This is a genomic window from Nocardioides sp. Z22_16 (assembly GCF_058134365.1).
This window is the reverse complement of the sequence record NZ_JBYTTI010000005.1, coordinates 86,138-111,730: the sequence shown is the minus strand read 5'-3', so window position 1 is coordinate 111,730 and position 25,593 is coordinate 86,138. Positions and strand designations below refer to the sequence as shown.

Here is a 25,593-nt window from a genome sequence, read left to right as displayed (position 1 = left end):
ACGCGCGCACGAGGCGGCGATCAGGGCCCGAGCACCCGCTCGAGGTAGGGGTTGGCGAAGACCCGGTCGGGATCGAGTCGTTCGCGCAGCGAACGGAACCGGCCGAACCCCGGATGCAGGGCGGCCAGCTCGTCGGCCCCCAGCGAGTGCAGCTTGCCCCAGTGCGGCCGGCCGTCGTGGTCGCGGACCAGGTCCTCCATGGCGCCGAAGTAGGGCCGGTGGTCGACCGTGTGCGGGACGTGGAAGGCCAGGTAGCAGACGTCACGACCGTGAGCGGTGGACAGAGGGACGTCGTCGGCGGGTGCCGTCCGGATCTCCACCGGGAAGCCGATGCGCCAGTCGTGGGCGTCGATGACCCGCCTCGCCTCCCGCAGGACCGCCAGCCCGGCCTCGCGCGGGACGGCGTACTCCATCTCCCGGAAGCGCACCTGGCGGCTCGAGACCAGGACCCGGTGGGCCACGTCGGAGTAGCCGCGAGCGGAGAGCGCCCGGGTCGCCAGCCGGTTGACGGTCGGGACGACGGCGGGTGCGCGGACACCGAGGGTGGTGAGCACGCCGAAGAGCCTGTTGGCGAGCAGGTCGTCGTCCAGACGGCGTCGCCACGCAGGCAGCGGCCGCCGTTCGCTCACCTCGTCGGCCAGCCGGCTGTTGGCCTTGAGCAGGGCGCCGTCGCTGTGCGGGAACCAGTGCACGTCGACGTGGTGGTGCTCGGCCACCAGCTCGTCGTGGGTGGCGAGCAGCTCGTCCCAGCCGACCGGGCGCTCCTGCGCCAGGAGGAGGAAGAGCGGCTCGACGCGGAACGTCAGGGTGGTGAGGACGCCCAGGGCGCCGAGGCCCAGCCGGCCCAGCTCGAGGACGTCGGGGTTCTGCTCCGGGCTCGCGGTCAGCACCTCCCCGGTCCCGGTGACGAGCTGGAGGCCGCAGAGCTGCGCGGCCAGCCCCGCGGTCTGGCCGCCGCTGCCGTGCGTGCCCGTGGAGACCGCGCCGGCGAGCGTCTGCTCGGCGATGTCGCCCATGTTGTGCAGCGAGAGCCCGACCCGCTCCAGCTCGTGGTTGAGGTCCTTGAGGCGGGTGCCGGCACGGGCCGTCACCGTCATCGCGTCGCGGTCGACCGACACGATGCCGGTCATCCGGTCGGGTCTCATCATCGTGTGCAGGGGGGTCGCGATGCCGGTGAAGCTGTGGCCGGCGCCCACCATCTTGACCGTCGTCCCGGTCTCCCGGGCGTGCTCGACCGCCTCCACCACCTCGGTGGTGCCGCTGGGAGCGAGCACCCGGGACGGGTGGGCGGACTCGGTGCCGGCCCAGTTCTTCCATGCCGTCATGGCGCTCAGGCTAGTGGTCAGCGGGGGAGAGGATCGCTGCGACCAGCCCGACCCCCCCGGCGGCCACGGCCACCCAGAAGGCGGGCGACGCCGACGCGTGGTCGACGACGAAGCCGGCGGCGGCCGCGCCCGGGGCCACCCCGGCCACCAGCCCGGTGTGCAGGATCGCCATCCCCTCCGTCAGCCGGCCCGCCGGGACCGACTGCTCGACCACCGTCAGGGTGGCGATCAGGGTGGGGGCGATCGCCAGCCCGCCGACCAGCATCACCAGCGCCATCACCGGGACGGAGGAGACGAAGACCGGGGGCACCATGGCCACCGCGAGGGCCGCCATCCCCACCCTCACCCGGAAGGCCGGTGGCCTGCGCCACGCCACCGCGCCCGTCACCAGGCCGGCGACCAGGCTGCCCAGGGCCCAGCAGGCCAGCAGGATCCCGGCGGCGGCCGGGACCCCCCGCTCGTCGGCGAAGGCCACGGTCACCACCTCCGCCGACCCGAAGAGCGTGCCCAGCGCCAGGCTCACCACGGCCAGCGGCCCCACCACCCGCCAGGGCATCGGCGGTCTCGGGCCGCTGCTGCGGCGCCCGCGAGCCGGGGGCTGGGTGCTGCGCTGGGCGGCGTAGGCGAAGGTCCCCGCCAGGCCGAAGCCGAGGGCGGCGAGCAGCCCGGCCGCCGGGTGCCAGAGGGTCGCCAGCGCGGTCACCAGGACCGGCCCGGCCATGAAGACCACCTCGTCGAGGACGGACTCGAGGGCGAAGGCGGTCTGCACCTCCTGCGGGTGATCGAGCAGATGGGCCCAGCGGGTCCGCACGCTCGCCCCCACCTGGGGAAGGGTGGCGCCGGCCAGCGCCGCGAAGAGGTAGGTCGAGGGGATCGGCCACGACTCCTGGACGGAGAGCACCAGCAGGCTCAGTGCCACGCCGAACGCCGAGATCGCCGCGGGCAGGACGGTGGCCTGACCCAGGGTGTCGAGGAGTCGGCCGTGCACCAGCGCCAGCGCCGCCTCAGCCAGCACGTAGGCCGCCGAGACCGTCCCGGCCAGCCCGTAGGAGCCGGTCTCCGCCTCGACCAGCAGCACGATGCCCAGGCCGACCATGGAGATGGGCAGCCTCGCCACCACGGCGGCCGTGCTGAACCGCAGGGCGCCCGGGCGGCGCAGCACGCGGCGGTAGGAATCCAACATCGTGGCCGCAGCCTAGGCCTGCCTACGATGGCTTGCATGACTCTGGCTCCCGGTCCCGACGTCTCGCCCTACGACGCCCTGCTCCTGCTCTCCTTCGGCGGTCCTGAGAAGCCCGAGGACGTGGTCCCGTTCCTGGAGAACGTCACCCAGGGCCGCGGCATCCCGCGCGAGCGGTTGGAGGAGGTCGGCGAGCACTACTTCCTGTTCGGCGGCCGCTCGCCCATCAACGACCAGAACAGGGCGTTGCTGGCTGCGCTCCGCGAGGACCTGGCCGGGGCGGGGATCGACATCCCGGTCTACTGGGGAAACCGCAACTGGGACCCCTACCTCGCCGACACGCTCCGGCAGATGGCGGACGACGGCATCGTCCGCGCGGCGGTGCTGCCGACCTCCGCCTACTCGTCGTACTCCTCGTGCCGCCAGTACCGCGAGAACCTCGCGGACGCGGTCGCCGAGGTCGAGGGCGCTCCGCGCCTGGACCGGCTGCGCCAGTACTTCAACCACCCGGGCTTCGTGGAGCCGGTGGTGGACGCCACCCTGACGGCGATCGCCGAGCTGGGCGACCCCCTGCAGGGCGAGCCCGAGCTGGTCTTCGTCACCCACTCCGTCCCCACCGAGATGGCGCGGACCAGCGGGCCGCAGGGGGACGCCTACGTGGCCCAGCACCACAGCGTGATGGAGGAGGTGGTCGACCGGGTCCGCCACGAGACCGGCGGCCGGCTGCGGCACGAGCTCGTCTACTGCTCCCGTTCGGGCGCGCCCCACGTGCCGTGGCTGGAGCCGGACGTCAACGACCACCTCGCGGCGCTCGCCGCACGGGGGGTCCAGTCGGTGGTGATGGTGCCGATCGGCTTCGTCAGCGACCACATGGAGGTCATCTACGATCTCGACACCGAGGCGATGGCGACGGCCGAGAAGGTCGGGCTGCGGGCCGCCCGGGCGGCGACGCCGGGGATCGACCCGCGCTTCGTCGCGATGGTCCGGGACCTGTTGGTCGAACGGGCGGCGCAGGAGCGAGGCGAGGTGACGGAGCCGGCCGCGGTCGGGTCGCTGGGTCCGTGGCCGTCGCTCTGCGCACCGGGTTGCTGCCCCAACCCCCGGGGGCCCCGGCCGGCCCTGTGCGGGATGCCGGAGTGACCGGCCGAGCGGGGACCGAGCTCGCGCTGGACCTGCGTGGCATCGCCGTCTCCGTGGCGGTCGAGGCGGCCGCCCTGGTCCAGGAGATGCGCGCCGGGGGAGTCTCGGTCGCGGACACCAAGTCGAGCAGTGTGGACGTGGTGACCCAGGTCGACCGGGCGAGCGAGCAGCTGGTCAGGCGCCGACTCGCGGAGCTGCGGCCCGGCGACGGCGTGCTGGGCGAGGAGGAGGGCGACACCGGCGGCACCACCGGGGTGCGGTGGATCGTGGACCCGGTCGACGGGACCGTCAACCTGCTGTACGGGATCCCGGAGTACGCCGTCTCCGTCGCCGCGGAGCTCGACGGACAGGTCGTCGCCGGAGCGGTCGTCGACGTGGCCCGCGGGCACGTCCACGCCGCCGCCCGGGGTCACGGGGCGACCCGGGACGGCATGCCCCTGCGGGTACGCGGCGAGGCCCCGGTCCCGGAGCGACTGGTGCTGACCGGCTTCGGCTACCTGCCGGAGGTCCGTGCGCACCAGGGGGCCTGCGTGGCGCGACTGCTGCCGCGGGTGCGCGACATCCGGCGGATGGGGTCGTGCGCCCTCGACCTGTGCCACGTGGCCGAGGGCCTCGCGGACGCCTACGTGGAGCAGGGTCCGCAGCCCTGGGACTGGGCGGCCGGATCCCTGGTCGTCCAGGAGGCGGGCGGGCGCTTCGAGATGCTGCCCGGCTCCGGCCCGGCGCAGGGTCCGGGCCAGGAGCCGAGCCCGGTGCTGGTGGCGGCGCCCGCCCGGGGATGGGACGCGCTGGTCGCGTTGCTCGCTGAGACCGGGTTCCTGGCCGGTGCCGGCGACCCGGTCGGGAGCCCCGATCGGCTCGTCCGAGATGGGCCCGCAACGGGGGAATAGGCACGGCTCGACCGTCGTTGCGCCGGGGCGCGGACTTTTCAGCACGACTCGGCCGGGGCACTGATGATCCGGACGTGTCGATGGTGCACAATCGCCCCGCGCATGAGGACTAGGCCGGCGGCACGGCCAGCGGACCGGAAGTGGAAGAGGACAGATGGCGACCGACTACGACGCACCACGCAAGACCGAGGAAGACCAGAACGAAGAGAGCATCGAAGAGCTCAAGGCGCGGCGTCACGACAAGAACTCCGGCAAGGTCGACGAGGACGAGACCGAGGCCGCCGAGTCGTTCGAGCTCCCTGGGGCCGACCTGTCCCACGAGGAGCTGGCCGTCGAGGTCAAGCCCAAGCAGGAGGACGAGTTCACCTGCATGTCCTGCTTCCTGGTGCACCACCGCAGCCAGCTGGCGGACGAGAAGAACATGACCTGCCGCGACTGCGCCTGAGCGCGACGACAGGCCGGACGCGACGAAGGCCGCGGCCCCCTCGGGGGCCGCGGCCTTCGTGCGTGGAGCGTCGGCTCAGGCGTCCTTGTGCTGCCCGTCCTTCTGGAGGTCGGGCGGGAGGTGCCCCGTGGACTTCGCGTAGTAGGTGGCCGCCTTGCGGGTGGCCATCATCCGCGCCAGCCCGATGGCGACGCCGCTGACCGTCGCCCAGGCCACGGCCTCCCAGATGTCCACATCCGGGTCCGCCGGGTTCTCCGGCGGGTTCTTGCCCGTGGCGGCCCGCCACGAGGTGTTCAGGGCCTTCTTCGCGAGCGCCGCGCCGGCCAGCGCGGAGCCGAGCGAGAAGACGGTCCAGAACTTGGAGCTCGATGCCATGTGTCCTCCTGGTTGTCTTCGTGAACCCTACCCAGCGGCCGGGTCGCTCATGCGCTGCTCGGCGCCCTGCTGGAGGGCGCGCGCGAGCCGGTCCGGGTGACGGGTGTGCAGCAGCCAGTAGGGGGTGGGATCGGCGGGGTCGGTGATCTCCACGCGCACGGAGCGCTTGAGGTAGGGGCGGACGAGCAGGTAGGCGCGGGCGTCGGCCTCCACCCCCATCAGCGCCCGGGTACGGGCCGCGTCCAGCGCCTCGACCGCGCCCAGGTGGTGGATCGGGATGTGTGCCCGTCCGGCGTGCAGCTCGCCGCCGGTGACCGCGATCCGGGCTCCCAGGGAGAGGAAGAACGCGACCATCAGCGCCAGCGCGACGCCCGTCACCGCCAGGGAGAGGAGGAACCCACCCCTGGTCTCGGGCATGGCAACCACGACGGCGAGCCAGAGGCTCGCCACCAGCATCGTCCCCTGCACCCACCAGCGCAGCGGGACGTAGAGGCGTTCGGCGTACTCCACACGGCAAGAATAGGTGTCCCCTCGCCACCGTGAGCGGCCGGGGCGACGCCTGTCGCGCGCCGGTAGGCTGCTCCGCCGTGACCGCCCCCGCCCTGGACCCGCCCGACGTCCCGCTGCTGGACGTGCCGGTGCTGCGCCTGGACCCCGCCCTGCCGCTGCCCTCCTACGCGCACCCCGGGGACGCGGGGGCCGACCTGCGCACCACGGTCGACCTGGTGCTGGCGCCGGGCGAGCGCGCCCTGGTCCCGACCGGGATCGCGCTGGCGCTGCCCGCGGGGCACGTCGCGCTGGTCCACCCCCGATCGGGCCTGGCGGCCAGGCACGGGGTCTCCATCGTGAACACCCCGGGGACCGTCGACGCCGGCTACCGCGGCGAGATCAAGGTGCTCCTGGTCAACCACGACCGCGTCGAGCCGGTCGAGCTGCGCCGGGGTGACCGCATCGCGCAGCTGGTCGTGCAGCGGTTCGAGACGGCCCGCTTCGTGGAGGTGGACCATCTCCCGGAGTCCAGCCGTGGAGCCGGGGGCTACGGTTCTACCGGGGGATTCGGCGGGCCCGGTCCTGACCGCCCCGTCGAAGCAGCCGGGGAACCCGAGACCAGGAGGCAGCACAGGTGAAGTTCCGTCGCAAGTCCGCCGAGGCGGCGACGCCGGCGCAGGACGTCTCGCGCGAGGACGCCCCCGAGCCCGCGGGCGCCGCTGCGGCACCCGGCCCCTACGACGCCGAGACGCTGGACGACGGGGTCGAGCGGATCGACATCGGCGCCCTGCTGGTCGCCCCGCCGCCCGGACTCGAGCTGCGACTCCAGGTCAACGAGGAGAGCGGCGACGTCGCGGGGGTCCTGCTGGCCGCCCAGGACGGCGCGATGGAGCTCCAGGTGTTCGCCGCGCCTCGCCACGGGGACCTCTGGAGCGAGGTGCGCCCGCAGATCGCGGACGACGTCGTGCGACGTGGCGGCACCGTCACCGAGCGCGAGGGCCGGTGGGGGACCGAGCTGGAGTGCCGGGTCCCGGTGCGCCGCCAGGACGGCACCGAGGCCGTCCAGCCCTCCCGCGTGATCGGCATCAACGGGTCGAGGTGGCTGCTGCGCGCCTCCCTGCTGGGTCGCCCGGCCGTCGAGCCGGAGGCGTCACCGGAGTTCGAGGACGCGCTGGCCTCGATCGCCGTCCGGCGCGGGGACCAGGCGCTGCCGGTGGGGCGTCCCCTTCCCTTCCGGCTGCCGCCGGACGCTCGACGGGCCGAGTGAGATGACCGTGCGTGGCAGGCTCCGCGACAGCCTCTCCCGCTGGGCGGACAGCGCGGACCAGGAGACGCGGGACCTGCGCCGCACCCATGGCGGCGGCGGGGTGCAGACGATCCAGGACGCGCCCGAGCGTGAGCCGGTGACCCTGCGGGGCACCCTGCGCACGGTGACGCTGCGCCCCCGGGGCGGGGTGCCCGCACTCGAGGCGGACCTGGAGGACGGCACGGACGTGGTCACGCTGGTGTGGCTGGGCCGGCGACGCATCATCGGCATCGAGCCGGGCCGGGCCATGACGGTCTCAGGACGCATCGGTCGGCATGACGGCCGCCGGATCCTGTACAACCCCCGCTACGAGCTGGTGCCGTGAGCCTGGAGGACCCGGAGCGCCCTGAGCGCCCGGAGCACCCTGAGCGCCCTGAGCACCGGGAGCCGCGGGAGTCCGCGGCCGGCGCCGGGGCGGAGGCGACGTCCGAGGTCGACACCGTCGAGGCCCTCGTCCGGCGTCAGCTCGCCCAGGCCCTCGGTGGTCGCCGCGGGATGATCGAGGCGGCCGTCCCCACGATCCTCTTCACCGCCACCTGGCTGCTCGGCAAGGACCTGCGGCTCGCCCTGACGGTGAGCATCGTGGCCGCCGTGGCGCTGCTGGCCGTCAGGCTGGTCCAGCGCTCGACGGTCCAGTTCTGCATCAACGCGCTGGTGGGCATCGGCATCGGCTGGTTCTTCGTCAACCGGGCCGCAGCGGCGGGTGGCTCCGAGCAGGAGCAGGCCCTGGCCTACTTCCTGCCGGGCCTGCTCTACAACGGGGGCTACGCGCTGGTCCTGGCCTTCAGCTGCCTGGTCGGGTGGCCCCTGGTGGGGTTCATGGTGGGCAGCGTGACCGGCGACGCGACCGCGTGGCACGACAACCGGCAGGTCGTGCGCCTGAGCAGCCTGCTCACCTGGGTGCTGGCGGTGCCCTGCATCCTCCGGGTCGTCGTCCAGGGGCCGATCTGGCTGGCGGGCGACTCCGGGAGGTGGGACCCGGACACCGCGATCGCCGCCCTGGGGCTGCTCAAGATCGGACTCGGCTGGCCGCTCCAGCTCGCCGCGCTGGCCAGCATGGTCTGGCTGCTGGCCCGCAACCACACGCCGGTCGAGCCGGCCCCCGACGGCCGCTCCTGAGCGATCGTCGGCGGTCCGTGGCGGCCAGCGGCCCCTGGTGCGGGCCGGTCAGTGCTGGTGCGGCGCCAGGGTCCGCTCGAGCTCGGCCTCGGAGTCCGCGGCCACCACGAAGAGCAGCTCGTCGCCCGACTCCAGCGGCTGCTCGTCGCTGGGAGGGTAGACCTGGCCGTCGCGCAGGATCGTGACCAGGGAGCAGTTCTCCGGGAAGGGGACCAGCCCCGCCGGCTTGCCGACGTAGGGGGAGTCGTCGGGCAGCGTCATCTCGACCAGGTTGGCGTTGCCCTGCCGGAAGGTGAACAGGCGCACCAGGTCTCCCACCGAGACGGCCTCCTCCACCAGGGCCGACATGATCCGGGGGGTCGAGACGTTGACGTCGACGCCCCAGGCCTCGGTGAAGAGCCACTCGTTGTCGGGGTGGTTGACCCGGCCGACCGTGCGCGGGACGCCGAACTCGGTCTTGGCCAGGAGCGAGGTGACGAGGTTGGCCTTGTCGTCCCCGGTGGCGGCGATGACGACGTCGCAGCGGTCCAGCCGCGCCTCCTCGAGCGAGGAGAGCTCGCAGGAGTCGGCCAGCAGCCACTCGGCGTGCGGCACCCGCTCCTGCTTGACCGCGTCGGGGTTCCGGTCGATCAGCAGGACCTGGTGGCCGTTCTCGATGAGCTCCCGGGCGATGGAGCGTCCGACGGCACCGGCCCCGGCGATGGCGACGCGCATGGTCACTCCTCCTCGGGTCCGCGGTTGAGGATGCGGTAGGCGTCCGCGGCGTTCTCCTCGCGGATCACCAGGTGGAGCACGTCCCCCTCCTGGATCACGCTCTCGCGCTTGGGGAGCATGCCCTCGCCGAGCCGGTCGATCCAGGCGATCCGGCTGCGGGTCTGCTCCTGGAAGTGCACCGTGCGGTGGCCGATCCACGCGGTCGGCACCGGGACCTGGTCGAGCCTGATGGTGCCCGAGGGGTCGCGGAAGGTGGGCTCGGCGCCGGCCGGCAGGATCCGCCGCAGCACCTGGTCGGAGGTCCACTTCACGGTGGCCACCGTGGTGATGCCGAGCCGCTGGTAGACCTCGGCCCGGCCCGGGTCGTAGATCCGCGCCACGACCTGCTGGATGCCGAAGGTCTCCCGCGCGACCCGCGCCGCGATGATGTTGGAGTTGTCTCCGCTGGAGACCGCCGCGAAGGCGTCGGCGCGCCGGATGCCGGCCTTCTCCAGCACGGCCTGGTCGAAGCCGTAGCCGGTCACCTTGTCCCCGTTGAAGGACGGGCCCAGGCGCCGGAAGGAGTCGGGCTCGGAGTCGATGACTGAGACCGTGTGGTTACGGTCCTCCAGGCTGCGGGCGAGGGTGGAGCCGACCCGGCCGCAACCCATGATGACGACGTGCACGGGCAAACCGTATCCCAGTCGGGAGGTCGCCGTGCGACTCCGAGATGAGCGGGGGACTAGCCTTCCGCACGTGGGAGTCGGCGATGTCTCGAAGCGGATCCTGTTGGGGCGCAAGCTGCGCAGCTCTCAGCTGGGTGAGTCGCTGCTGCGCAAGCGGGTGGCGCTGCCGATCTTCGCCAGCGACGCGCTCTCCTCGGTCGCCTACGCCCCCGACGAGATCTTCATCATGCTCTCGCTCGCCGGGGCGTCGGCCTACGCCTGGTCCTGGAAGGTGGGGCTGGCCGTCGCACTGGTGATGCTCACCGTGGTGACGTCGTACCGGCAGACCGTCCACGCCTATCCGAGCGGTGGCGGCGACTACGAGGTCGCGTCGGTCAACCTGGGGCGGACCGCGGGGGTCACGGTGGCCAGTGCCCTGCTGGTCGACTACGTGCTCACCGTCGCGGTCTCGATCAGTGCGAGCGCCCACTACGCCGCCTCGGCGCTCGAGTTCCTCCACGGTCACGAGGTGCTCTTCGCCAGCCTGATGGTGGTGCTCCTCGCGGCGGTCAACCTGCGCGGGATCCGCGAGTCCGCGACCTGGTTCGCCCTCCCGACCTACTTCTTCATCGCCGCGGTGCTGGGCATGTGCGGCTACGGGCTGCTGCGGTGGTGGCGCGGCGACCTCCCCCTGGTCGAGAGCGCCGCGCTGGAGATCCAGCGGGCCCCCGGCTACGAGGGGCCGCTGACCACGCTGGCGCTGATGCTGCTCCTGGCCCGGGCCTTCTCCTCCGGGTGCGCCGCGCTCACGGGGGTCGAGACGATCTCCAACGGCGTGCCGGCCTTCCGCCGGCCCAAGAGCCGCAACGCGGCGACCACGCTGCTGCTGCTGGGCCTGATCTCGATCTCGATGATGATGTCGGTGATCGTGCTGGCTCGCGAGATGGGCCTGAAGTACGTCGACCCCCTGGAGCTGGAGCGGCTGACCGAGGCCGGTGTCGCCGTACAGGGCTACGACCAGCACTCGGTCATCGCCCAGATCGCCCGGGGGGTCTTCACCGACTTCCCGCCGGGCTTCTACTTCGTGGTCACGGTGACCTCGGTGATCCTGGTGCTGGCGGCCAACACCGCGTTCAACGGCTTCCCGGTCCTGGGGTCGATCCTGGCGGAGGACGGCTTCATGCCGAAGGCGCTCGGGGCCCGCGGCGACCGGCTCGCCTACAGCAACGGCATCGTCTTCCTCGCCGCGGTCTCGATCGCCCTGGTCGTCGCCTTCGACGCCCAGACGACCCAGCTGATCCAGCTCTACATCGTCGGGGTCTTCGTCTCCTTCACCCTCAGCCAGCTCGGCATGGTCCGGCACTGGACCCGGGCACTCTCGGTCGAGCGGGTCGCGGTCAACCGCCGGCGGATGCAGCGGGCGCGCGTGACGGCGGCGGTGGGGCTCACCCTCACCGCCCTGGTCCTGGTGGTCGTCCTGGTCACCAAGTTCCTGCACGGTGCCTGGATCACCGTCCTGGCGATGGCCCTCTTCTTCGTGGTGATGAAGAGCATCCGTCGCCACTACGACCGGGTCTCGCTCGAGCTCGCGGCGGAGGAGGAGGACAAGGTCCTCCCCACCCGGGTGCACGCGATCGTGCTGGTCTCCAAGCTCCACAAGCCGACCCTGCGGGCGCTGGCCTTCGCCAAGGCGACCCGGCCCAACGTGCTCGAGGCGGTCTACGTCGACACCGATTCCGCCGACACCGACCGCCTGCTCGAGGAGTGGGACGAGCGGAGGCTCGACGTCCCGCTCAAGGTCCTCCACTCGCCCTTCCGCGAGATCGCGCGGCCGATCGTGGAGTACGCACAGGAGATCCGGCGGGCCAACCCGCGTGGGGTGGTGGCGGTCTACATCCCCGAGTACGTGGTGGGACACTGGTGGGAGCAGCTGCTGCACAACCGCAGCGCGCTGAGGCTCAAGAGCCGGCTGCTCTTCTCGCCGGGCGTGATGGTCACCTCGGTCCCCTTCCAGCTGGAGTCCTCGAAGCTCGCCCGTGAGCGGGAGGACCGGGAGGGACTCCGGGTCAAGGCCGGTGACCTGCGGCGCGGTCGGGTCGGGCGGGGAGCCGAGGTGGGTCACCAGACCAGGAGGAGGGACCAGTGAGCCGGTCGGTGCGGTCGCGCAAGCCCCGTGGCAGGTCCCGGGTGGGGGAGCGCTTCGAGGCCGAGGTGGGTCCGGTGGCCCACGGCGGGCACTGCGTGGTCCGGGTGGTCGCCGACCCGGCGGCCCCCGAGCAGACCCGCGTCGTCTTCACCCGGCACGCGCTGCCGGGTGAGCGGGTCGTGGTCGAGATCACCGAGGGCACCGACGGGGACCGCTTCTGGCGCGGGGACGCCGTGGAGGTGCTGCGGGCCTCCGAGCACCGGGTGACGCCCCCGTGCCCCTACGCCGGTCCGGGGCTCTGCGGCGGGTGCGACTTCCAGCACGTGGAGCTGGGCCACCAGCGGGAGCTGAAGGCCACGGTGGTGCGCGAGCAGCTGGTACGGCTGGCGCGGATGTCGCCGGACGACCCGCTGGTCGCCGGGCTCGTCGTCGAGCAGGTCCCCGGCGACGAGCACGGGCTGCGCTGGCGCACCCGCAGCACGTTCGTGCCGCTGCCCGGTGGGGGACGCGGCATGCGCAAGCACCGGTCCCACGAGCTGGTCGAGGTCGACGACTGCCTGATCGAGTCGCAGCACCCCGAGGTCTCCCACGTGGTGCTGGGGCACGAGTTCGCGGTCGCCCCCGGCGGCTTCTGGCAGGTCCACCCGGGGGCGCCCCAGGCGCTGGTGGACACCGTCCTGGAGCTGCTCGACCCTCGTCCGGGGGAGTCGGTCCTCGACCTCTACGCCGGGGTCGGCCTCTTCGCCCGGTTCCTGGCCGAGCGGGTGGGTCCGGGCGCGCGGGTGGTCGCCGTCGAGGGGGACCGCGACGCCGCCCGCCAGGCGCAGGCCAACCTGGCCGGCACCGCCAAGGTCCGGGTCAGCGCGGGCGGCGTGGAGGAGGTGCTGGCGCGCGAGTACGACGAGCCCTTCGACCTCGTGGTGCTCGACCCCCCGAGGACCGGCGCGAAGCGACAGGTGGTCGACCAGGTCGTGGACCGGGCTCCCCGGGCCGTCGCCTACGTGGCCTGCGACCCGGCCGCCCTCGCCCGCGACCTCGGGCTCTTCGCCGAGGCCGGCTACCGCACCGTGGCACTGCGTGCCTTCGATCTCTTCCCGATGACCCACCACGTCGAGTGCGTCGCGCTGTTGGAGAAGACGGGCCCCGACCTGCGCTGAGGCGGCGAAGCGTGTATCTTGATATCGAGAGATATGTCCCCGTGTCGCACGCCTGGTTAGGCCAGCCTTGCTTCCGCCCTCGTGGAGGCCGGCGGCAAGATGGATGCGGTGACACCCACAATCCCCGCTAGGAGACGCGACTGATGGCCAGTCAGGACAGCTTCGGTGCCAAGGGCACCCTGGACGTGGACGGGAAGTCCTACGAGATCTTCCGTCTCAACGCGGTGGAGGGCGACGGCCTCGATGTCGACTCGCTGCCCTTCAGCCTGAAGGTTCTCCTGGAGAACCTGCTGCGCACCGAGGACGGTGCGGACATCACCGCCGACGACATCAAGGCCCTGGCCGGGTGGGACGCCGACGCCCAGCCCGACAAGGAGATCCAGTTCACCCCGGCCCGGGTGATCATGCAGGACTTCACCGGCGTCCCCTGCGTCGTGGACCTCGCGACGATGCGTGAGGCGATGGCGGAGCTCGGCGGCGACCCGTCGAAGATCAACCCGCTGGCCCCGGCGGAGATGGTGATCGACCACTCGGTCATCGCCGACGTCTTCGGCACCCCCGAGGCGTTCGGGCGCAACGTCGAGATCGAGTACGAGCGCAACCGCGAGCGCTACCAGTTCCTGCGCTGGGGCCAGGGCGCGTTCGACGACTTCAAGGTCGTCCCGCCCGGCACCGGCATCGTGCACCAGGTCAACATCGAGCACCTGGCCCGCACCGTCTTCACCCGTGAGGTCGACGGCGTCCTCCAGGCCTACCCCGACACCTGCGTCGGCACCGACTCCCACACCACCATGGTCAACGGCATCGGCGTGGTGGGCTGGGGCGTCGGCGGCATCGAGGCCGAGGCCGCGATGCTCGGCCAGCCCGTCTCGATGCTGATCCCGCGCGTGGTGGGCTTCAAGCTCTCCGGCGACCTGCCCGAGGGCTCGACCGCCACCGACCTGGTGCTGACCATCACCGAGATGCTGCGCAAGCACGGCGTGGTCGGCAAGTTCGTGGAGTTCTACGGCCCCGGCGTCTCGGTGCTGCCCCTGGCCAACCGCGCCACGATCGGCAACATGAGCCCCGAGTTCGGCTCCACGATCGCGGTCTTCCCGATCGACGAGGAGACCCTGAAGTACCTCGAGCTCACGGGTCGCTCGCCCGAGCAGCTCGCGCTGGTGGAGTCCTACGCCAAGGAGCAGGGGCTGTGGCACGACCCCTCCGCCGAGCCGCGCTACTCCGAGAAGCTCGAGCTCGACCTCTCCACCGTGGTGCCGTCCATCGCCGGGCCCAAGCGCCCGCAGGACCGCATCGAGGTCACCGAGGCCAAGCCCGCCTTCCGCAGCGCGCTGGCCGACTACGTCGCCGCTGACGAGACCGGTGGCGAGGACCGCGAGCCCGGGGTGCCCGGCCAGGAGAAGCCCTTCGGCGTCAACACCGGCGCCGACGAGGCCTCGGCCGAGTCCTTCCCGGCCAGCGACGCCCCGGCCACGAACGGGTCGGGCGACGGTCACGACGACTCGCCCGCCCCCCAGGCGTGGCACTCCGCGGCGGCCGTCGACGGCGGCCGGCCCAGCAGCCCGGTCGAGGTGACCCTCGAGGACGGCACGAAGTTCACCCTCGACCACGGGGCGGTCACCATCGCGGCGATCACCTCCTGCACCAACACCTCCAACCCGTCGGTGATGATCGGCGCGGCGCTGCTGGCCAAGAAGGCGGTCGAGAAGGGCCTGCAGCGCAAGCCGTGGGTCAAGACCACGCTGGCGCCGGGCTCGAAGGTCGTCTCGGACTACTACGAGAAGTCCGGCCTGACGCCGTACCTGGACAAGCTGGGCTTCAACCTCGTCGGCTACGGCTGCACGACCTGCATCGGCAACTCCGGGCCGCTGATCCCCGAGGTCTCGGCCGCGGTCAACGAGGCCGACCTCGCGGTCGTCTCGGTGCTGTCGGGCAACCGCAACTTCGAGGGCCGGATCAACCCGGACGTGAAGATGAACTACCTGGCCTCGCCGCCGCTGGTGGTCGCCTACGCGCTCGCCGGCTCGATGGATGTCGACCTGTTCACCGACCCGCTGGGCCAGGACACCGAGGGCAACGACGTCTTCCTCAAGGACATCTGGCCCTCGCCGTCCGAGGTCGAGGAGACCATCGCCGGCGCGATCAACGCCGAGATGTTCGGTGACTCCTACCAGGACGTCTTCGCCGGGGACGAGCAGTGGCAGTCGCTGCCGACCCCCGAGGGCGACACCTTCGCCTGGGACGCCGAGTCGACCTACGTCCGTCGTCCTCCGTACTTCGACGGGATGCCCGCCGAGCCGGAGCAGGTCACCGACATCGAGGGTGCGCGCGTGCTGCTCAAGCTGGGCGACTCGGTCACCACCGACCACATCAGCCCGGCCGGCGCCATCAAGAAGGACTCCCCGGCGGGCCGCTACCTGGCCGAGCACGGTGTGGGGCAGCGCGACTTCAACTCCTACGGCTCGCGCCGTGGCAACCACGAGGTGATGATCCGCGGCACCTTCGCCAACATCCGGCTGCGCAACCAGCTGGCGCCCGGCACCGAGGGTGGGGTCACCCGTGACTTCACCAACGGTGGCGAGGTCACCTCGGTCTACGAGGCCTCGGAGAGCTACATCGCCGCGGGCACGCCGCTGGTGGTGCTGGCGGGCAAGGAGTACGGCTCCGGCTCCTCGCGCGACTGGGCGGCCAAGGGCACCTCGCTGCTCGGCGTCAAGGCTGTCATCGCCGAGTCCTACGAGCGCATCCACCGGTCGAACCTGATCGGCATGGGGGTCATCCCGCTCCAGTTCCCCGAGGGGGAGACGGCGGAGTCGCTCGGCCTGACCGGCGAGGAGACCTTCTCCATCACCGGGATCACCGCGCTCAACGACGGCACCACGCCGCGCACGGTCACGGTGAAGGCCGACGACAAGGAGTTCGAGGCGGTCGTCCGCATCGACACCCCCGGTGAGGCGAACTACTACCGCAACGGCGGCATCATGCAGTATGTGCTGCGCAACCTGCTGCGCAGCTGAGAACCCTCGAAGGGGCCGGTCCGGGAAGTCCCGGGCCGGCCCCTTCGGCGTGCCGGGTCAGCGGACCTGTCAGCGGACCTGTCAGCGGAACAGCGTGGCTCGTTCGTCCGCGGCCGCCTGGGCGGCCGCGGAGACGACCTCGGCCACCGCCACGGCCTGGGCCCGCAGGTCGGGGATGGCGCCCACCTCCCACTCCAGGCCCTTCCGGGCGGCTCCGAGCCACAGGATCCCCTCGCGGGCCCGGTCGTCGTCGGCGACCGGGTGACCCGGCGGCATCAGGTCGGCCCCGAGCCCGAGGCGGTGGGGCCGGAGCAGACCCCGGTCGAGCATCGAGTCGACCAGTCGGCTCCAGCCGCGCGTGGGCACCGGCCGTGGTCCGGTGCAGTTGAGCACCAGATCGAAGTCGGCGGGGGAGACCTGGTCCAGGGTGCGCACCACGAGGCTGCCCTGGTCACGCAACCGGTCCAGGTGGTGTGCCATCGCCGGGGACATGCGGTGCCGGTGCAGGTCCCAGGTGTGGGCGTAGGTGGCGGCGAACCTCGCCTGGTCCTCGGCCGAGAGTCCGGCCCACAGCTGGTTGGCGAACCCGCGGGCCGCGTCCACCGCGTCGCGCCAGTCGGTGCCGTCGGTCGGCTCCACCACGTGGGCGGTGGGCAGGGCCCCGCGGCGCGAGGCGGCGACCATCTCGGCCCGGGGGAGGAGGTGCTCCAGCTCCACCGCCATGTCGAGCATGGTCAGCCCGGTGCCCAGGAGCAGCACCTTCCGGACGCCGGCGACCCGGGAGCGCCAGTCCGGCTCCCACGGGTCCGGGACGAACCGGTCCCCGAGCTCACCGGCGAGCTCCGGTTGGGGGCGGGGCGGCGGGTTGCCGAGGGCCAGCACGACCCGGTCGGCCTCCAGGCTCGCCCCGGAGGCCAGCCCGGCCCGCCACCTCGCCCCGTCCTCCGCGAGGTCCACCACCTCGTCGCGGGTGCGACGCAGCGACGAGCCGGCGGGCACCTCCACCTCCTCGAGCACCGCGGCGAGGTAGTCGCCGTAGATGCGGCGCGAGGGGAACGAGCGTGCCCCCAGGTCCATCCCGCGGGCCGCGCACCAGCGGATCAGGTGGCCCGGGTCGCCCTCGACGGCGCTGAGCCGCTCGGCGAAGTTGTTGACCGTGTGCCGCGGGTGCTCGGTGCGGTAGGCCAGGCCCGGTCCGGGGCGGGGGCTGCGCTCCACCAGGTGCACGTCGACGGGGGCCTCCGCGGTGGTCCGCCGGAACAGGTGGAGGACCGCGATCACCGCGGAGGCGCCGCCGCCGACGACCAGGACCTCCAGGGGCCGGGGACGGGTGCTGGTGCGAAGGACGGTCATGGCTGGCTCCTGGGTGCCGCGGAGGACTCAAGCAGAGAATGTCCAGCAACTTACTACACAACTACTCGTGCCAGGCGCCGGGTCAGTATCGTGTCGGCCATGATCGTCGCCCTCAGCATCAGCCCCGCCGCCGCCGACGAGACCGGAGGTGTCGCCGCCGCCGTGGCCGAGGCCGTCCAGGTGATCCGCGACTCCGGCCTGCCCTGCGAGACCAACTCGATGTTCACCAACATCGAGGGCGCATGGTTACAACGGCACATGACAGTTAAGGAGGGCATCTGATGCTCGTAGCATTCTCTGTTGCTCCAAGTGGCACCGGACGAGAAGACGGCTCGGTCGCCGACGCGGTCGCGGCTGCGGTGCAGATTGTTCGCGAGTCCGGCCTGGCCAGTCGGACCGACGCGATGTTCACGACGGTCGAGGGTGATTGGGATTCGGTCTTCGACGTCGTGAAGCGCGCGACTGAAGCAGTGGCGCCGTACGGTTCGAGGGTGTCGCTCGTGCTGAAAGCCGATATACGCCCGGGGTTCGAGGGCGAGATCGACGCGAAGGTCGAGCGCCTCGAAGCGGCGATCGACGGTCGAGGGACGAACGACTAGGTCTCACCGGGGGCGGCGGCGTGTACGAATGCGAGTGTCCCGATTCGTGCGCAATAGTCGGGCTTATGACCCGCCTCAGTGCTGCCACGGTGACCCGTCGCGCGACCGACGTCGTTCTGAAGTGGGAGGTCGAAGGTGACCCTGAATCGACGTCAACCCCGTGGCTTCTTTCCTGCGATCTCATCGGCGGGGAGAACGGGCAGATCCACCAGTTCGGCTTTCGCTTCCGCGAGGGTCGCGTGCAGGAGCGCTTCTACTTCGACTTCGTCGCTGGGATGAACTACTACGTTCCCGAGGTCTCCCCTCAGCGGACAGGCAACACGTGGACGGCGGTGTTCCCGGCAGGCGACGAGATCGCACGTTCCGGGAAGTGGAAGGCAGCTTTGTCGTTCGATGAGCCGACCAACGACAACGAATCCCGCGTGAAAGGCACGATTTGCGCCGAGGGTTAACCCTGCCCGCCGGATTGGTTCGCGCGCTCGGCTTCGATCCTGGCAAGCATCCACGACGCTAGCGAAGCCGTCACAGTGCCGACGAGTCCGATCCCGACGACCATCAGCACAACTGCGACCGCGCGCCCCTCGAAGGTCACGGGGAAGCGGTCGCCATAGCCGACCGTCGTCACGGTTGTGCATGCCCACCAGAAGGCATCGCCGTAGTTCGTGATGTTCGCGCCTGCCGCGTCTCGCTCCGCGTCGAGCGCCGCTAGGGCGCCGAGGGACACCGAGATGACGGCGACGGATATGGCGTAGACAAGTACTCGTCCTGCGAGACTGCTTGCCGCCGAGCGATCAAAGATTCGGAGGAGCGCTAGCAAGCGCAACAGGCGGAGCGGCCGGAGGATCGGCAAGACGACGAGGGCAACGTCGTACCAATGGTGCATGGCGTACCGTCGCCAGTCCCCGGCCAGGGCGAGTCGGATCCCCAGATCCGTAGCGAAGGCCCCCCACACGGTCCACGAGAGCACCGTGAGGACCGTCCGGAGATCTGGATCGAGTCGGGGATCGAGGACGGGCCAGGCGTATGCCACCACGAACGCGATCGCCAATAACGTGAGGGGGGCCTCGGCTCGCCGCTCCCATTGTTGGACTCGTGTCACGGCGGGGAGTTTGCCACGGGAACCTCCGGTTCGTCTGGAGTGTGGCGTTATGCCGGTTAAAGGAGTGCAGACTCCTCAGCATGGGTTTTGAATGGGGGACCGTACTGCCAGGGTTGTTCGCGCTCGGTGGCGTGCTCGTCGGCGGGTGGATGGGCAGCCGAGCTGAAGCCCGCCGCTGGCGCCGGGACTGGCGCATTGCGCGTCTCGACGCGATCAGGACGCATCTCGCCGACATCGTCGAAGCAATCGACATGCAATGGATTGTCTCTGGACAGGCAGTCCAAGCGATGCAGGGACTACGGATTCCCGTTCCCGACGACCGAGTTCACGAGGCAGGGCGTATCTGGGCGCGCGTGTTCTCGAGGGCGCGGGTGGAGGCACCTGCCGAGGTGCAACAGAGCCTCGTCGCTTTTGACGAGGCGCGGAGCGAGGTGGCCCTGGCACAGTGGGCGCAAGACGAGCCAAGAGCCCAAGAGGCACTCACTGTCCTAGCCAGCACCCGCATTGAGGTACTCGGCGCGGTCAACGCTGTTATTCGTGACGCCAATTCAGCGCTGCTGGAACACATCCTGAGCCGCCCCGCTCTGGTTCTGGTCCGGGTCAAGTCGTGGCGGTCGAAGGATCCGGATGCGTAAGGGAAATCTGCGATGGCACAACAAGCGAGAGTGAGTTGCGTATGACCAGGGTCTGGCTCCATAAGCGACGAAAGCCTCACCTTTCCCCGCATGGTGCCGGAGAAGCGGGCTTCGTCACCAGAGCGGTTGTGGTCCGCTGCCGAATCGTTTCGTAGGCCCAGACGCGGGCGGCCCGTCAAGCGGTCGAAGGACTCCCGTCGGAATGCGCCGCCACCACTGCCCCGAATTGTCCTGAAAGGACCAACCGAACCACATCTTTGTTGGGCCATTTTTCGCCGCGGGGATCGTGGCTAGCACCTCGACCAGATCGGCAACTACTTCCGGCGTAGCGATCTCGACCCCGGTCCGTTTGCCCACCAGAGCAACGCCATTCTCTCGGTCTGCTATCGCGAACGAGGCCGCATGAGTAGCCGAGGCGGCCGTCGCCTCGCCGAGGTACAACTCCACCGCGAAGTGCCAGACCGGGACAGATGACGCATTCTGGATGTTCATCGGAATGCTCTCCGGCCGAACTACCCCGGCGCCGCGAGAAACCTTCGCGATCGAGCTTCCAGCTCCAAAGGCGACGTTGGTCTGTGTTCCGACCCACCGCAGTTCGCCCGGCCACGCTGCGACCTGCACTGCCTGGATGCGCCGAGCTTGCTGGAAGCGATCAGCGTCGCGGCCTTGCTCCAAGGAGAAGGTTCGCCCGGTCTGAACCGCGGCGTACGCCGCCGCGAGTAGGGCCGAGAAGGTTGATACTGCGGCCACCCAATCGGCGAGCGACCCCGGGTCGGCGCCCAGTGCGATCCCGGTTGCCAACGCAACGGCGAACACAACGAATCCGACAAGAATCAGGCCTATGAAGAGCGTCGAGTCCGAACCGCCCTCGACGACGGTCGTGGTCTCGTCGTCTCGCTCGGCGTATTCGGTGCTCACTTCTACATCATCGGGTGCAGGTACGCGGCCCCAGAACCGACACGCCCCACGGAGGGCGGCGGTGTCGAGCGTCGCGGAGGGACGACCGCCAAGTCCCTTTCGCGGGCGGCTGTCTCAGGGCCTGCAAACGCCAAGAGCCCCGCTCCTCCGGCATCGGCACAGAGGGACGGGGCTATTGTCGTGGCTCAGGAGCGGCGGCAGGACGAGCATCGGGTGGGCGGGCGACCATGACGATGCTCGCGGACGAAGACCCGGCCGCACGCGACGCACGTCCCCACGCGCGGCGCACCGGGCGCCTCCGCGGGCGCCGTGACGCTCAAGGGCGCTGGGCGAAGTACGCCCAGACGACGGGCTCGGTCTCGCCCTCGATCCACTCGCGCAGGAGTTGGAGAGACGCGGGGCAGGACGCGCGACGTTCCCCGAACTCGACGAGGTTCTCCCGGGCCCATGATCGCGACGCCGAGCCGCCCGCTTGCCTCCCACCCCGCGCCCAGGACGAATGCAGGCACCATCGCCCGGATGAGGAGGGATGACGGCGTAGGTGCTGCGGCGACGAGCGTTCATAGCCGGTTCCAGATCCGGCCACCCGACGGAGGGCTGCGACGTTCTCGGCGTCGACGCGGTCGCGCCGGGGTCTCCGCGGCGGCCAGCCGCTTGGCGAGGTCAGGCGTCGTGGGGTCGAAGTAGCCGAGGACGCGGCCGGAGGCGTCGCGGCAGAGGGTCGGCTCGGGGGTCATGCCGCCTCCTCGAAGACGGGCAGGCACAGAGCCTCGCCCCGGACGACGTCAAGGTCGAAGCGGGGCGCCTCGACCTCGGCGGGGGAGAGGTTGAGGGACGCGGCGATCCTCGCGCGGTTGCGCTTCGCGGCATGTGCGACCGCCGGTGCCGTCGAAGGCATCGGCAGGACCACACGGCGGGGCGCTGGAGCGATGCCGACGCGAAGGCGGGGACGCATCGCACGGCGGGCGCGCTCTGCCTCGATCTCGGCCAGCGTCGGCCGGGCGACGATGGCCCCGGGACGCCAGGAAGGTGAGCATCCCGTCAGGGCGCCACTTCCTGTCAGGATCGAGCAGGTGGCTGGGGACCACGGCGAGGTAGGCCGGCGGCGGGTCGAGGGGTACGTCGAGGGGACGGCGGCGCGTGTTGTGGGGAGTCGTTGGGCGGGTCTTGGTGCGGCGGTGCATGCGGAGGCGAATCTCCTTTCACTAGAGGGGGTGAGGGGGTACTCGTCAAGGAGTGCGTGAACGTGAGCCACGGCTGTTAGAGCGCCCCAATGACTGCAATCCGGCGCTGGCGGCTCGCGATAAGGCGAACTTGGTGAGTACCGCGGGGCGAAGCGGGCGATGTGGAAAAGTCTCGCGGCCTTGCAGAGGGGGGACGGGGGGATCGGTCACCCGCGGTTCTCCCGGCGCCTCTCCGGCCCCCCTGTGGATTCCGAGAGCTGCGCGCACATCGCCGCTATGCCGAGAGTGTGGCGTGCCGGGAGGGGGAGGGGGTGGTCCCCCGGGGAGAGGGCGCTCCGTCATCGTCGACGGAGCCGCCCCTCTCCTCGCAGGGCCGAGCGGCTCGGTCGCTCACCTGATGGAGGGCAGTCTCGGCTTCCGTACGCGGTCGCGGATCCAGGTCAGTAGAGCCTGCGCGGCTTGCTCGTCTCCTCGTCAGTGACCACACGACCGTTCGCCATGTGCGAGGCGTTGGCGCGGCGTGTGCCTGCGTCGGCGAGGACGAAGCGAGCGCCAGCCTCGGCGGCGAGCGTCCACCACGGCGCCGTAGTCGACGCCAGCGAGGTCTTCATTCGGGATGGCTTGCTCTGGCGCAGTGACCAGACCACGGCTTCGACCTCGCAGGCGGTCACGTCGAGTAGGGCTAGCCGCTGCCAGTCCATAGGAGCGAGTGATCCTCGCTCGCCGGGGACGGGGGCGAAGGGGGCCAAGGCGACCCCGGCGTCTGCGACTCGTCCCGCTGCGGCTCGGGAGAGGGAGTACGCCTCGAAGGTGGCCGGGCTGAGGGAGGAGATGTCGGGCATCACCACGGGGACGCGGGAGGCATAGGTGTTGAGGGTGTCCAGGTCAGGTGCAAGAGCGTCTCGGAAGAGGGAGACGATGGACTCGGCGTTTGCCTCTACCGTCTCGACGCGGGCGAGGGTCACGGCCTCGCTCACGCGGCTGCGGATCTCGCGGGCGGCCGAGGCCCGGGCGATCTGGTCGAGCGCCTCGGTGGTGATCTTGGCTCGCTTGGCTTCCGGGAGGGTGGCGCTTTCCGCGATCGTCGTTGCGGCCGCGGCCTGTACCTCCGGAAGACCGGGGGGCATTACCGGCTCGGCGCCGAGGGCGTCGACCACCGCCGCGGGTAGTTCGACGTCGAGCGTCTTGGCGGTAGCGGTCAGGCGCTTCAGGGCGTTGCGGGCATGGGCTGGGTTGGCGTGCAGGTCGAGCAACGGGTTCTCCTTGAGGGGTGAGGGTGGGGAGGGGCTCGGTTAGGCGTCGCGGCCGAAGAGACGCGGACGAGCGGCACGGTCGGCGGCGGCGAAGGTCTCGGCGAACAGGTCACGCGGCGTAGGCGTCGCGGCACTCATGGCGCGCTCTTCGTCGCGGCGGGCCTCGTCGAGGGCGATTGCGTTGGCCCAGTCGCGACGTAGCTCGACGGTGGAGTCGCGGGCGAGGGGGTTCCGGGCGCCGTTCTGCGCGTTGCGTCCGGCGAGAAGTCGTTCGACTTGCTCGCGGGCGCGGGTGAGGTTCTCGGCGGCACGTCGGAGGTCATCGTGGTTGGGCATGTGGGGTGGTGTTCTTTCTGGGATAGGGGGCGACACCCGATGGGGCTTGATCCCTGCACCGGGCGCCGAGTCGTGCGGTGCGTCTGCCCTCTGTAGGTCGAGGACGTATGGGCGAGTTGGGCGTGCTTGGGAGCCGCTTGGCTATCCGCCGCGTCGCTCTCCGGGCGCAGCTTCTTCGAGGACGTTCCGCGCCGTGGCCAAGAGGTCTTCGGTCATCGTGTAGGTGACTCCTCGCTTCGTGCGTTTGCGGGCTTCGCCTAGATAGGTCCTCAGGACGGCGTCGAAGACCCGGGGGCCGGGCTCCGTGATCTCACGGCCGTCGGGGAGGGCCTCGCCGTCGTCGTGCAATCGACAGAGGGTTTTTGCGGCCTCGGCGCGCAGTTCGGTGAGTCGGTGGGTACCGAGCGTGGGCGGGTCCTCGGGATCTAGCCAGACCTCCAGCCAGAGTCGAGCCGATGCTTCTTGGTCGGCGCGGGAGCGGGCACGGCGAGCGCGCAGGATCTCGGCGTTGCTCTTCACCGGGCCGCGAGGCGGGCACCGAGGAACTTCGACGGCGGGCGCCTCGGGGGGCGTGGGCAGTCCCTCTCTGTAGGCACGGAGGACGTCAAGGAGGTACGCGGAGAATCGCGGAGACGGCACGGAGGCGGCGCGGCGCAGGTCTAGGTAAGCGTCCCGCGCGTCCGAGCGCTCGGGCAGGCCGCGGAGGACGGCTCTCAGCGGCTCGGCGAGCCCCGGTAGGTCAATCGGCCCTGGGTCCCCGTTCGAGCCCATCGGGCGCGCCAAGAGCGCCTTACCGCGGCGGAAGGCTTCGAGGCCGGGGAAGTTCAAGAGCTGGGCTACGTCGCAGGGGGCGGGTAGTTCGACGGCCAGGCGTGTGCCGTCGTCGTCTAGGTAGAACGCCGACGTGCGGGCCAGTCGGTCGCCGTCGTGGCGACGGCGTAGGCGCAACGCTGCTAGGGCGTCGAGGTCAAGTCGGAGTGCGGTCATGGGTCGTCTCTCACGGGTTCGATTGGCAGGGGATCGCGGTCGACCGCGCCGGGTCGGGGGCGCGATCAGGGCAGGGAATTGGGAATCGAGACCAGCGGGTCCGCCCGGGGAGACCCGGGGGCCACGCACGCTCCCTCACTGCCGTACCTCATCTCGGGGCCAGTCCGAGAAGGCTTCCCCGCGCGCGATGACCAGTCGCGGCGGGTGATCGTGAGGGCGCTTGTCACCTGGGTCGATGACCGGGGTGAGCGGCGCTCAGTCCTCGGCCGGAGCGAGCGCGGCCCCGAGCGCCGAGAGGAGGAGGGTGGTTCGGCGGGCCTCCTCGACAAGGACGGCCTTGCGGGCATCGCGACGGGCGGCGTACTCGCGGCGGTAGCGTCGCGCCCGGCACGCAGACGAGCACGTCTGGGCGTCCGAACGGGAGGCGTCGAAGACGGTCGAGCACTCGGAGCAGGTGAAGCGTCGGACGGCCACGGCGAGGCCTCCTCTCGGGTGTCGGCGGGAGAAGTTGTCACGTCACAGGTAGAGGCCGAAAAGAGCGCCCCGGCCTCACCGCGTAGATAGTCGCGGGGCCGGGGCCACCTCAGAACCTCACCCGGTACGGAAGCGCGCCTGTGCGAGCGCCTCTACCTCTATGGGCGCAACAAGTCATCTGCTGTGAGGCGAGCACGTGCCCTTGCGACCATTACGGCGAGGTCGTCGGGAGCGATCCCCAGCGCAGCTCGAGAGGCGCGGGCGACGCGGGCCTCCTCGGCGGCGAGCGTCTCCTCGTAGCGGAGTAACCGAAGTCGGGCACGCTCGCTCTCCTCCCAGCGGTTGCGCGCCTCGGTGGCGGAGGAGCCGGTGGGCGATACCTCGCGGAAGCCGGAGGCTCCGAGGATCGTGGAGAAGGTCCGGGATTCGGCGGCGTCCGGTGTCCAGACGTCGTCAACGGTGACGGCGCCGGAGACGAGGCCCGGGGGTGTCATGGCGGCGGTGTAGCGGTGCCAGCGGCGGGCTTGATCTAGGCGGTTCTTCCTGCGAGCGCGGCAGGTCGGCACGCCGGGGGAGTCCTCGTCGGGACAGGTGACGCGCGGGCGGCCTCGGCCGGAGTGCGGCGCGAGCGGGCGCGAGCACTCGACGCATCGGGCGGGGCGGGGGGACGTGGTCATGGATGAGGGGCCTCCCGGTGGTCTGTAGGTCACGGCCGACACGCGAAGTGCTGGTGTCGTTGGAATCCGCCCGGAGGGCGTGGATTGCTCACCTTCGGAGTCGAGTTCTCGAAAGGTGGACGGGCGCGCGG

General features: G+C 71.1%; 30 protein-coding genes. 14 read left to right on the top strand and 16 right to left on the bottom strand.

All coding sequences use genetic code 11. The annotated features are described in order from the left end of the window. Nucleotides 1–20: 20 nt before the first annotated feature. Together AC3X7R_RS15695 and AC3X7R_RS15690 are read right to left on the bottom strand one after the other, a co-directional pair. Complete coding sequence (locus AC3X7R_RS15695; RefSeq protein WP_489966612.1) at nucleotides 21–1,325, bottom strand: D-arabinono-1,4-lactone oxidase; 1,305 nt, start codon at nucleotides 1,323–1,325, stop codon at nucleotides 21–23. Nucleotides 1,326–1,335: 10 nt separating this feature from the next. Then, nucleotides 1,336–2,508 carry an MFS transporter gene (locus tag AC3X7R_RS15690; RefSeq protein ID WP_489966611.1) on the bottom strand — a complete coding sequence of 391 codons (1,173 nt, stop codon included), beginning with the start codon at nucleotides 2,506–2,508 and terminating at the stop codon, nucleotides 1,336–1,338. Nucleotides 2,509–2,544: 36 nt separating this feature from the next. On the opposite strand from AC3X7R_RS15690, the gene AC3X7R_RS15685 reads away from it, so the two are divergent. The 3 genes from AC3X7R_RS15685 to AC3X7R_RS15675 all read left to right on the top strand — a co-directional run bounded on the left by AC3X7R_RS15685 (nucleotide 2,545) and on the right by AC3X7R_RS15675 (nucleotide 4,980). After that, a complete protein-coding gene (locus AC3X7R_RS15685) occupies nucleotides 2,545–3,645 on the top strand; it encodes a ferrochelatase (RefSeq protein WP_489966610.1) in 1,101 nt (366 codons plus the stop codon). Further along, entirely contained in the window at nucleotides 3,642–4,535 is an 894-nt protein-coding gene (locus tag AC3X7R_RS15680) for an inositol monophosphatase family protein (protein WP_489966609.1), read from the top strand. Before AC3X7R_RS15685 ends, AC3X7R_RS15680 begins: the two co-directional genes overlap by 4 nt. Nucleotides 4,536–4,689: 154 nt before the next feature. Beyond that, nucleotides 4,690–4,980, top strand: a complete 291-nt coding sequence (locus AC3X7R_RS15675; protein WP_489966608.1) for a DUF4193 domain-containing protein — start codon at nucleotides 4,690–4,692, stop codon at nucleotides 4,978–4,980. A 75-nt stretch (nucleotides 4,981–5,055) separates the two neighbouring features. Here AC3X7R_RS15675 and AC3X7R_RS15670 read toward each other — a convergent pair whose 3' ends face one another. Together AC3X7R_RS15670 and AC3X7R_RS15665 are read right to left on the bottom strand one after the other, a co-directional pair. Beyond that, a complete protein-coding gene (locus AC3X7R_RS15670; RefSeq protein WP_489966607.1) occupies nucleotides 5,056–5,355 on the bottom strand; it encodes a DUF4235 domain-containing protein in 300 nt (99 codons plus the stop codon). Between the two features lie 27 nt (nucleotides 5,356–5,382). Then, nucleotides 5,383–5,865, bottom strand: a complete 483-nt coding sequence (locus AC3X7R_RS15665) for a DUF3093 domain-containing protein (protein ID WP_489966606.1) — start codon at nucleotides 5,863–5,865, stop codon at nucleotides 5,383–5,385. A 77-nt stretch (nucleotides 5,866–5,942) separates the two neighbouring features. On the opposite strand from AC3X7R_RS15665, the gene dut reads away from it, so the two are divergent. The 4 genes from dut to AC3X7R_RS15645 are packed head-to-tail and all read left to right on the top strand — an operon-like array spanning nucleotide 5,943 to nucleotide 8,269. Continuing rightward, on the top strand, nucleotides 5,943–6,482 hold the full coding sequence (dut, locus tag AC3X7R_RS15660; RefSeq protein WP_489966605.1) for a dUTP diphosphatase: 540 nt from the start codon (nucleotides 5,943–5,945) through the stop codon (nucleotides 6,480–6,482). Continuing rightward, nucleotides 6,479–7,111, top strand: coding sequence for a DUF3710 domain-containing protein (locus AC3X7R_RS15655; protein ID WP_489966604.1), 633 nt, complete (start codon nucleotides 6,479–6,481; stop codon nucleotides 7,109–7,111). Before dut ends, AC3X7R_RS15655 begins: the two co-directional genes overlap by 4 nt. A gap of 1 nt (nucleotide 7,112) precedes the next feature. Beyond that, nucleotides 7,113–7,475, top strand: coding sequence for an OB-fold nucleic acid binding domain-containing protein (locus AC3X7R_RS15650; protein WP_489966603.1), 363 nt, complete (start codon nucleotides 7,113–7,115; stop codon nucleotides 7,473–7,475). Further along, nucleotides 7,472–8,269 carry a DUF3159 domain-containing protein gene (locus AC3X7R_RS15645; RefSeq protein ID WP_489966602.1) on the top strand — a complete coding sequence of 266 codons (798 nt, stop codon included), beginning with the start codon at nucleotides 7,472–7,474 and terminating at the stop codon, nucleotides 8,267–8,269. The genes AC3X7R_RS15650 and AC3X7R_RS15645 overlap by 4 nt, the downstream gene beginning before the upstream one ends. 48 nt (nucleotides 8,270–8,317) lie before the next feature. Here the strand turns inward: AC3X7R_RS15645 and AC3X7R_RS15640 are convergent, their stop codons facing one another. After that, entirely contained in the window at nucleotides 8,318–8,983 is a 666-nt protein-coding gene (locus tag AC3X7R_RS15640; RefSeq protein WP_489966601.1) for a potassium channel family protein, read from the bottom strand. A gap of 2 nt (nucleotides 8,984–8,985) precedes the next feature. Then, nucleotides 8,986–9,633 carry a potassium channel family protein gene (locus AC3X7R_RS15635; protein WP_489967088.1) on the bottom strand — a complete coding sequence of 216 codons (648 nt, stop codon included), beginning with the start codon at nucleotides 9,631–9,633 and terminating at the stop codon, nucleotides 8,986–8,988. Between the two features lie 85 nt (nucleotides 9,634–9,718). Between AC3X7R_RS15635 and AC3X7R_RS15630 the strand changes: the two genes are divergently transcribed. The 3 genes from AC3X7R_RS15630 (at nucleotide 9,719) to AC3X7R_RS15620 (ending at nucleotide 15,947) form a co-directional block, all read left to right on the top strand. After that, on the top strand, nucleotides 9,719–11,773 hold the full coding sequence (locus tag AC3X7R_RS15630) for an APC family permease (RefSeq protein WP_489966600.1): 2,055 nt from the start codon (nucleotides 9,719–9,721) through the stop codon (nucleotides 11,771–11,773). Beyond that, nucleotides 11,770–12,930: a class I SAM-dependent RNA methyltransferase gene (locus AC3X7R_RS15625; RefSeq protein ID WP_489966599.1), complete on the top strand. Its 1,161-nt coding sequence runs from the start codon at nucleotides 11,770–11,772 to the stop codon at nucleotides 12,928–12,930. The genes AC3X7R_RS15630 and AC3X7R_RS15625 overlap by 4 nt, the downstream gene beginning before the upstream one ends. Nucleotides 12,931–13,073: 143 nt before the next feature. After that, nucleotides 13,074–15,947: an aconitate hydratase gene (locus AC3X7R_RS15620; protein ID WP_489966598.1), complete on the top strand. Its 2,874-nt coding sequence runs from the start codon at nucleotides 13,074–13,076 to the stop codon at nucleotides 15,945–15,947. Nucleotides 15,948–16,028: 81 nt separating this feature from the next. Here AC3X7R_RS15620 and AC3X7R_RS15615 read toward each other — a convergent pair whose 3' ends face one another. Beyond that, nucleotides 16,029–17,300: an FAD/NAD(P)-binding protein gene (locus AC3X7R_RS15615; RefSeq protein WP_489966597.1), complete on the bottom strand. Its 1,272-nt coding sequence runs from the start codon at nucleotides 17,298–17,300 to the stop codon at nucleotides 16,029–16,031. A gap of 99 nt (nucleotides 17,301–17,399) precedes the next feature. On the opposite strand from AC3X7R_RS15615, the gene AC3X7R_RS15610 reads away from it, so the two are divergent. The 3 genes from AC3X7R_RS15610 (at nucleotide 17,400) to AC3X7R_RS15600 (ending at nucleotide 18,351) form a co-directional block, all read left to right on the top strand. Beyond that, nucleotides 17,400–17,582 (top strand): thiamine-binding protein, encoded by a 183-nt coding sequence (locus AC3X7R_RS15610; protein ID WP_489966596.1) that lies wholly within the window; start codon nucleotides 17,400–17,402, stop codon nucleotides 17,580–17,582. Then, the gene (locus tag AC3X7R_RS15605) at nucleotides 17,582–17,899 is read left to right on the top strand and encodes a thiamine-binding protein (RefSeq protein WP_489966595.1); all 318 of its coding nucleotides are present in this window, start codon (nucleotides 17,582–17,584) and stop codon (nucleotides 17,897–17,899) included. Before AC3X7R_RS15610 ends, AC3X7R_RS15605 begins: the two co-directional genes overlap by 1 nt. Before the next feature lie 65 nt (nucleotides 17,900–17,964). Further along, complete coding sequence (locus AC3X7R_RS15600; protein WP_489966594.1) at nucleotides 17,965–18,351, top strand: hypothetical protein; 387 nt, start codon at nucleotides 17,965–17,967, stop codon at nucleotides 18,349–18,351. On the opposite strand, the gene AC3X7R_RS15595 is transcribed toward AC3X7R_RS15600, so the two are convergent. Next, complete coding sequence (locus AC3X7R_RS15595; protein ID WP_489966593.1) at nucleotides 18,348–18,947, bottom strand: potassium channel family protein; 600 nt, start codon at nucleotides 18,945–18,947, stop codon at nucleotides 18,348–18,350. The genes AC3X7R_RS15600 and AC3X7R_RS15595 overlap by 4 nt on opposite strands. Nucleotides 18,948–19,078: 131 nt before the next feature. Between AC3X7R_RS15595 and AC3X7R_RS15590 the strand changes: the two genes are divergently transcribed. Continuing rightward, on the top strand, nucleotides 19,079–19,633 hold the full coding sequence (locus AC3X7R_RS15590) for a hypothetical protein (RefSeq protein WP_489966592.1): 555 nt from the start codon (nucleotides 19,079–19,081) through the stop codon (nucleotides 19,631–19,633). Nucleotides 19,634–19,747: 114 nt separating this feature from the next. On the opposite strand, the gene AC3X7R_RS15585 is transcribed toward AC3X7R_RS15590, so the two are convergent. The 8 genes from AC3X7R_RS15585 to AC3X7R_RS15550 form a co-directional block, all read right to left on the bottom strand. Continuing rightward, on the bottom strand, nucleotides 19,748–20,551 hold the full coding sequence (locus AC3X7R_RS15585) for a hypothetical protein (protein ID WP_489966591.1): 804 nt from the start codon (nucleotides 20,549–20,551) through the stop codon (nucleotides 19,748–19,750). Between the two features lie 560 nt (nucleotides 20,552–21,111). Continuing rightward, on the bottom strand, nucleotides 21,112–21,288 hold the full coding sequence (locus tag AC3X7R_RS15580) for a hypothetical protein (RefSeq protein WP_489966590.1): 177 nt from the start codon (nucleotides 21,286–21,288) through the stop codon (nucleotides 21,112–21,114). Then, nucleotides 21,285–21,449, bottom strand: a complete 165-nt coding sequence (locus AC3X7R_RS15575; protein WP_489966589.1) for a hypothetical protein — start codon at nucleotides 21,447–21,449, stop codon at nucleotides 21,285–21,287. The genes AC3X7R_RS15580 and AC3X7R_RS15575 overlap by 4 nt, the downstream gene beginning before the upstream one ends. A gap of 726 nt (nucleotides 21,450–22,175) precedes the next feature. Next, nucleotides 22,176–22,988 carry a hypothetical protein gene (locus tag AC3X7R_RS15570; RefSeq protein ID WP_489966588.1) on the bottom strand — a complete coding sequence of 271 codons (813 nt, stop codon included), beginning with the start codon at nucleotides 22,986–22,988 and terminating at the stop codon, nucleotides 22,176–22,178. A 39-nt stretch (nucleotides 22,989–23,027) separates the two neighbouring features. After that, the gene (locus AC3X7R_RS15565; RefSeq protein WP_489966587.1) at nucleotides 23,028–23,324 is read right to left on the bottom strand and encodes a hypothetical protein; all 297 of its coding nucleotides are present in this window, start codon (nucleotides 23,322–23,324) and stop codon (nucleotides 23,028–23,030) included. Nucleotides 23,325–23,465: 141 nt separating this feature from the next. Further along, a complete protein-coding gene (locus tag AC3X7R_RS15560) occupies nucleotides 23,466–24,311 on the bottom strand; it encodes a hypothetical protein (RefSeq protein WP_489966586.1) in 846 nt (281 codons plus the stop codon). Between the two features lie 255 nt (nucleotides 24,312–24,566). After that, the gene (locus tag AC3X7R_RS15555; protein WP_489966585.1) at nucleotides 24,567–24,785 is read right to left on the bottom strand and encodes a hypothetical protein; all 219 of its coding nucleotides are present in this window, start codon (nucleotides 24,783–24,785) and stop codon (nucleotides 24,567–24,569) included. Between the two features lie 158 nt (nucleotides 24,786–24,943). Then, nucleotides 24,944–25,279 carry a hypothetical protein gene (locus AC3X7R_RS15550; protein ID WP_489966584.1) on the bottom strand — a complete coding sequence of 112 codons (336 nt, stop codon included), beginning with the start codon at nucleotides 25,277–25,279 and terminating at the stop codon, nucleotides 24,944–24,946. Between the last annotated feature and the right edge of the window lie 314 nt (nucleotides 25,280–25,593).

Excerpts from the sequence above, each read along its gene's own strand:
- AC3X7R_RS15670 (WP_489966607.1), bottom strand. The coding sequence starts at position 5,355 with ATGGCATCGAGCTCCAAGTTCTGGACCGTCTTCTCGCTCGGCTCCGCG.
- AC3X7R_RS15575 (WP_489966589.1), bottom strand. The coding sequence starts at position 21,449 with ATGCCTTCGACGGCACCGGCGGTCGCACATGCCGCGAAGCGCAACCGC.
- AC3X7R_RS15610 (WP_489966596.1), top strand. The coding sequence starts at position 17,400 with ATGATCGTCGCCCTCAGCATCAGCCCCGCCGCCGCCGACGAGACCGGA.
- AC3X7R_RS15600 (WP_489966594.1), top strand. The coding sequence starts at position 17,965 with ATGACCCGCCTCAGTGCTGCCACGGTGACCCGTCGCGCGACCGACGTC.
- AC3X7R_RS15695 (WP_489966612.1), bottom strand. The coding sequence starts at position 1,325 with ATGACGGCATGGAAGAACTGGGCCGGCACCGAGTCCGCCCACCCGTCC.
- AC3X7R_RS15685 (WP_489966610.1), top strand. The coding sequence starts at position 2,545 with ATGACTCTGGCTCCCGGTCCCGACGTCTCGCCCTACGACGCCCTGCTC.
- AC3X7R_RS15580 (WP_489966590.1), bottom strand. The coding sequence starts at position 21,288 with ATGACCCCCGAGCCGACCCTCTGCCGCGACGCCTCCGGCCGCGTCCTC.
- AC3X7R_RS15620 (WP_489966598.1), top strand. The coding sequence starts at position 13,074 with ATGGCCAGTCAGGACAGCTTCGGTGCCAAGGGCACCCTGGACGTGGAC.
- AC3X7R_RS15615 (WP_489966597.1), bottom strand. The coding sequence starts at position 17,300 with ATGACCGTCCTTCGCACCAGCACCCGTCCCCGGCCCCTGGAGGTCCTG.
- AC3X7R_RS15635 (WP_489967088.1), bottom strand. The coding sequence starts at position 9,633 with ATGGGTTGCGGCCGGGTCGGCTCCACCCTCGCCCGCAGCCTGGAGGAC.
- AC3X7R_RS15565 (WP_489966587.1), bottom strand. The coding sequence starts at position 23,324 with ATGCCCAACCACGATGACCTCCGACGTGCCGCCGAGAACCTCACCCGC.
- AC3X7R_RS15640 (WP_489966601.1), bottom strand. The coding sequence starts at position 8,983 with ATGCGCGTCGCCATCGCCGGGGCCGGTGCCGTCGGACGCTCCATCGCC.
- AC3X7R_RS15650 (WP_489966603.1), top strand. The coding sequence starts at position 7,113 with ATGACCGTGCGTGGCAGGCTCCGCGACAGCCTCTCCCGCTGGGCGGAC.
- AC3X7R_RS15550 (WP_489966584.1), bottom strand. The coding sequence starts at position 25,279 with ATGACACCCCCGGGCCTCGTCTCCGGCGCCGTCACCGTTGACGACGTC.
- AC3X7R_RS15605 (WP_489966595.1), top strand. The coding sequence starts at position 17,582 with ATGCTCGTAGCATTCTCTGTTGCTCCAAGTGGCACCGGACGAGAAGAC.
- AC3X7R_RS15560 (WP_489966586.1), bottom strand. The coding sequence starts at position 24,311 with ATGACCGCACTCCGACTTGACCTCGACGCCCTAGCAGCGTTGCGCCTA.
- AC3X7R_RS15690 (WP_489966611.1), bottom strand. The coding sequence starts at position 2,508 with ATGTTGGATTCCTACCGCCGCGTGCTGCGCCGCCCGGGCGCCCTGCGG.
- AC3X7R_RS15675 (WP_489966608.1), top strand. The coding sequence starts at position 4,690 with ATGGCGACCGACTACGACGCACCACGCAAGACCGAGGAAGACCAGAAC.
- AC3X7R_RS15590 (WP_489966592.1), top strand. The coding sequence starts at position 19,079 with ATGGGTTTTGAATGGGGGACCGTACTGCCAGGGTTGTTCGCGCTCGGT.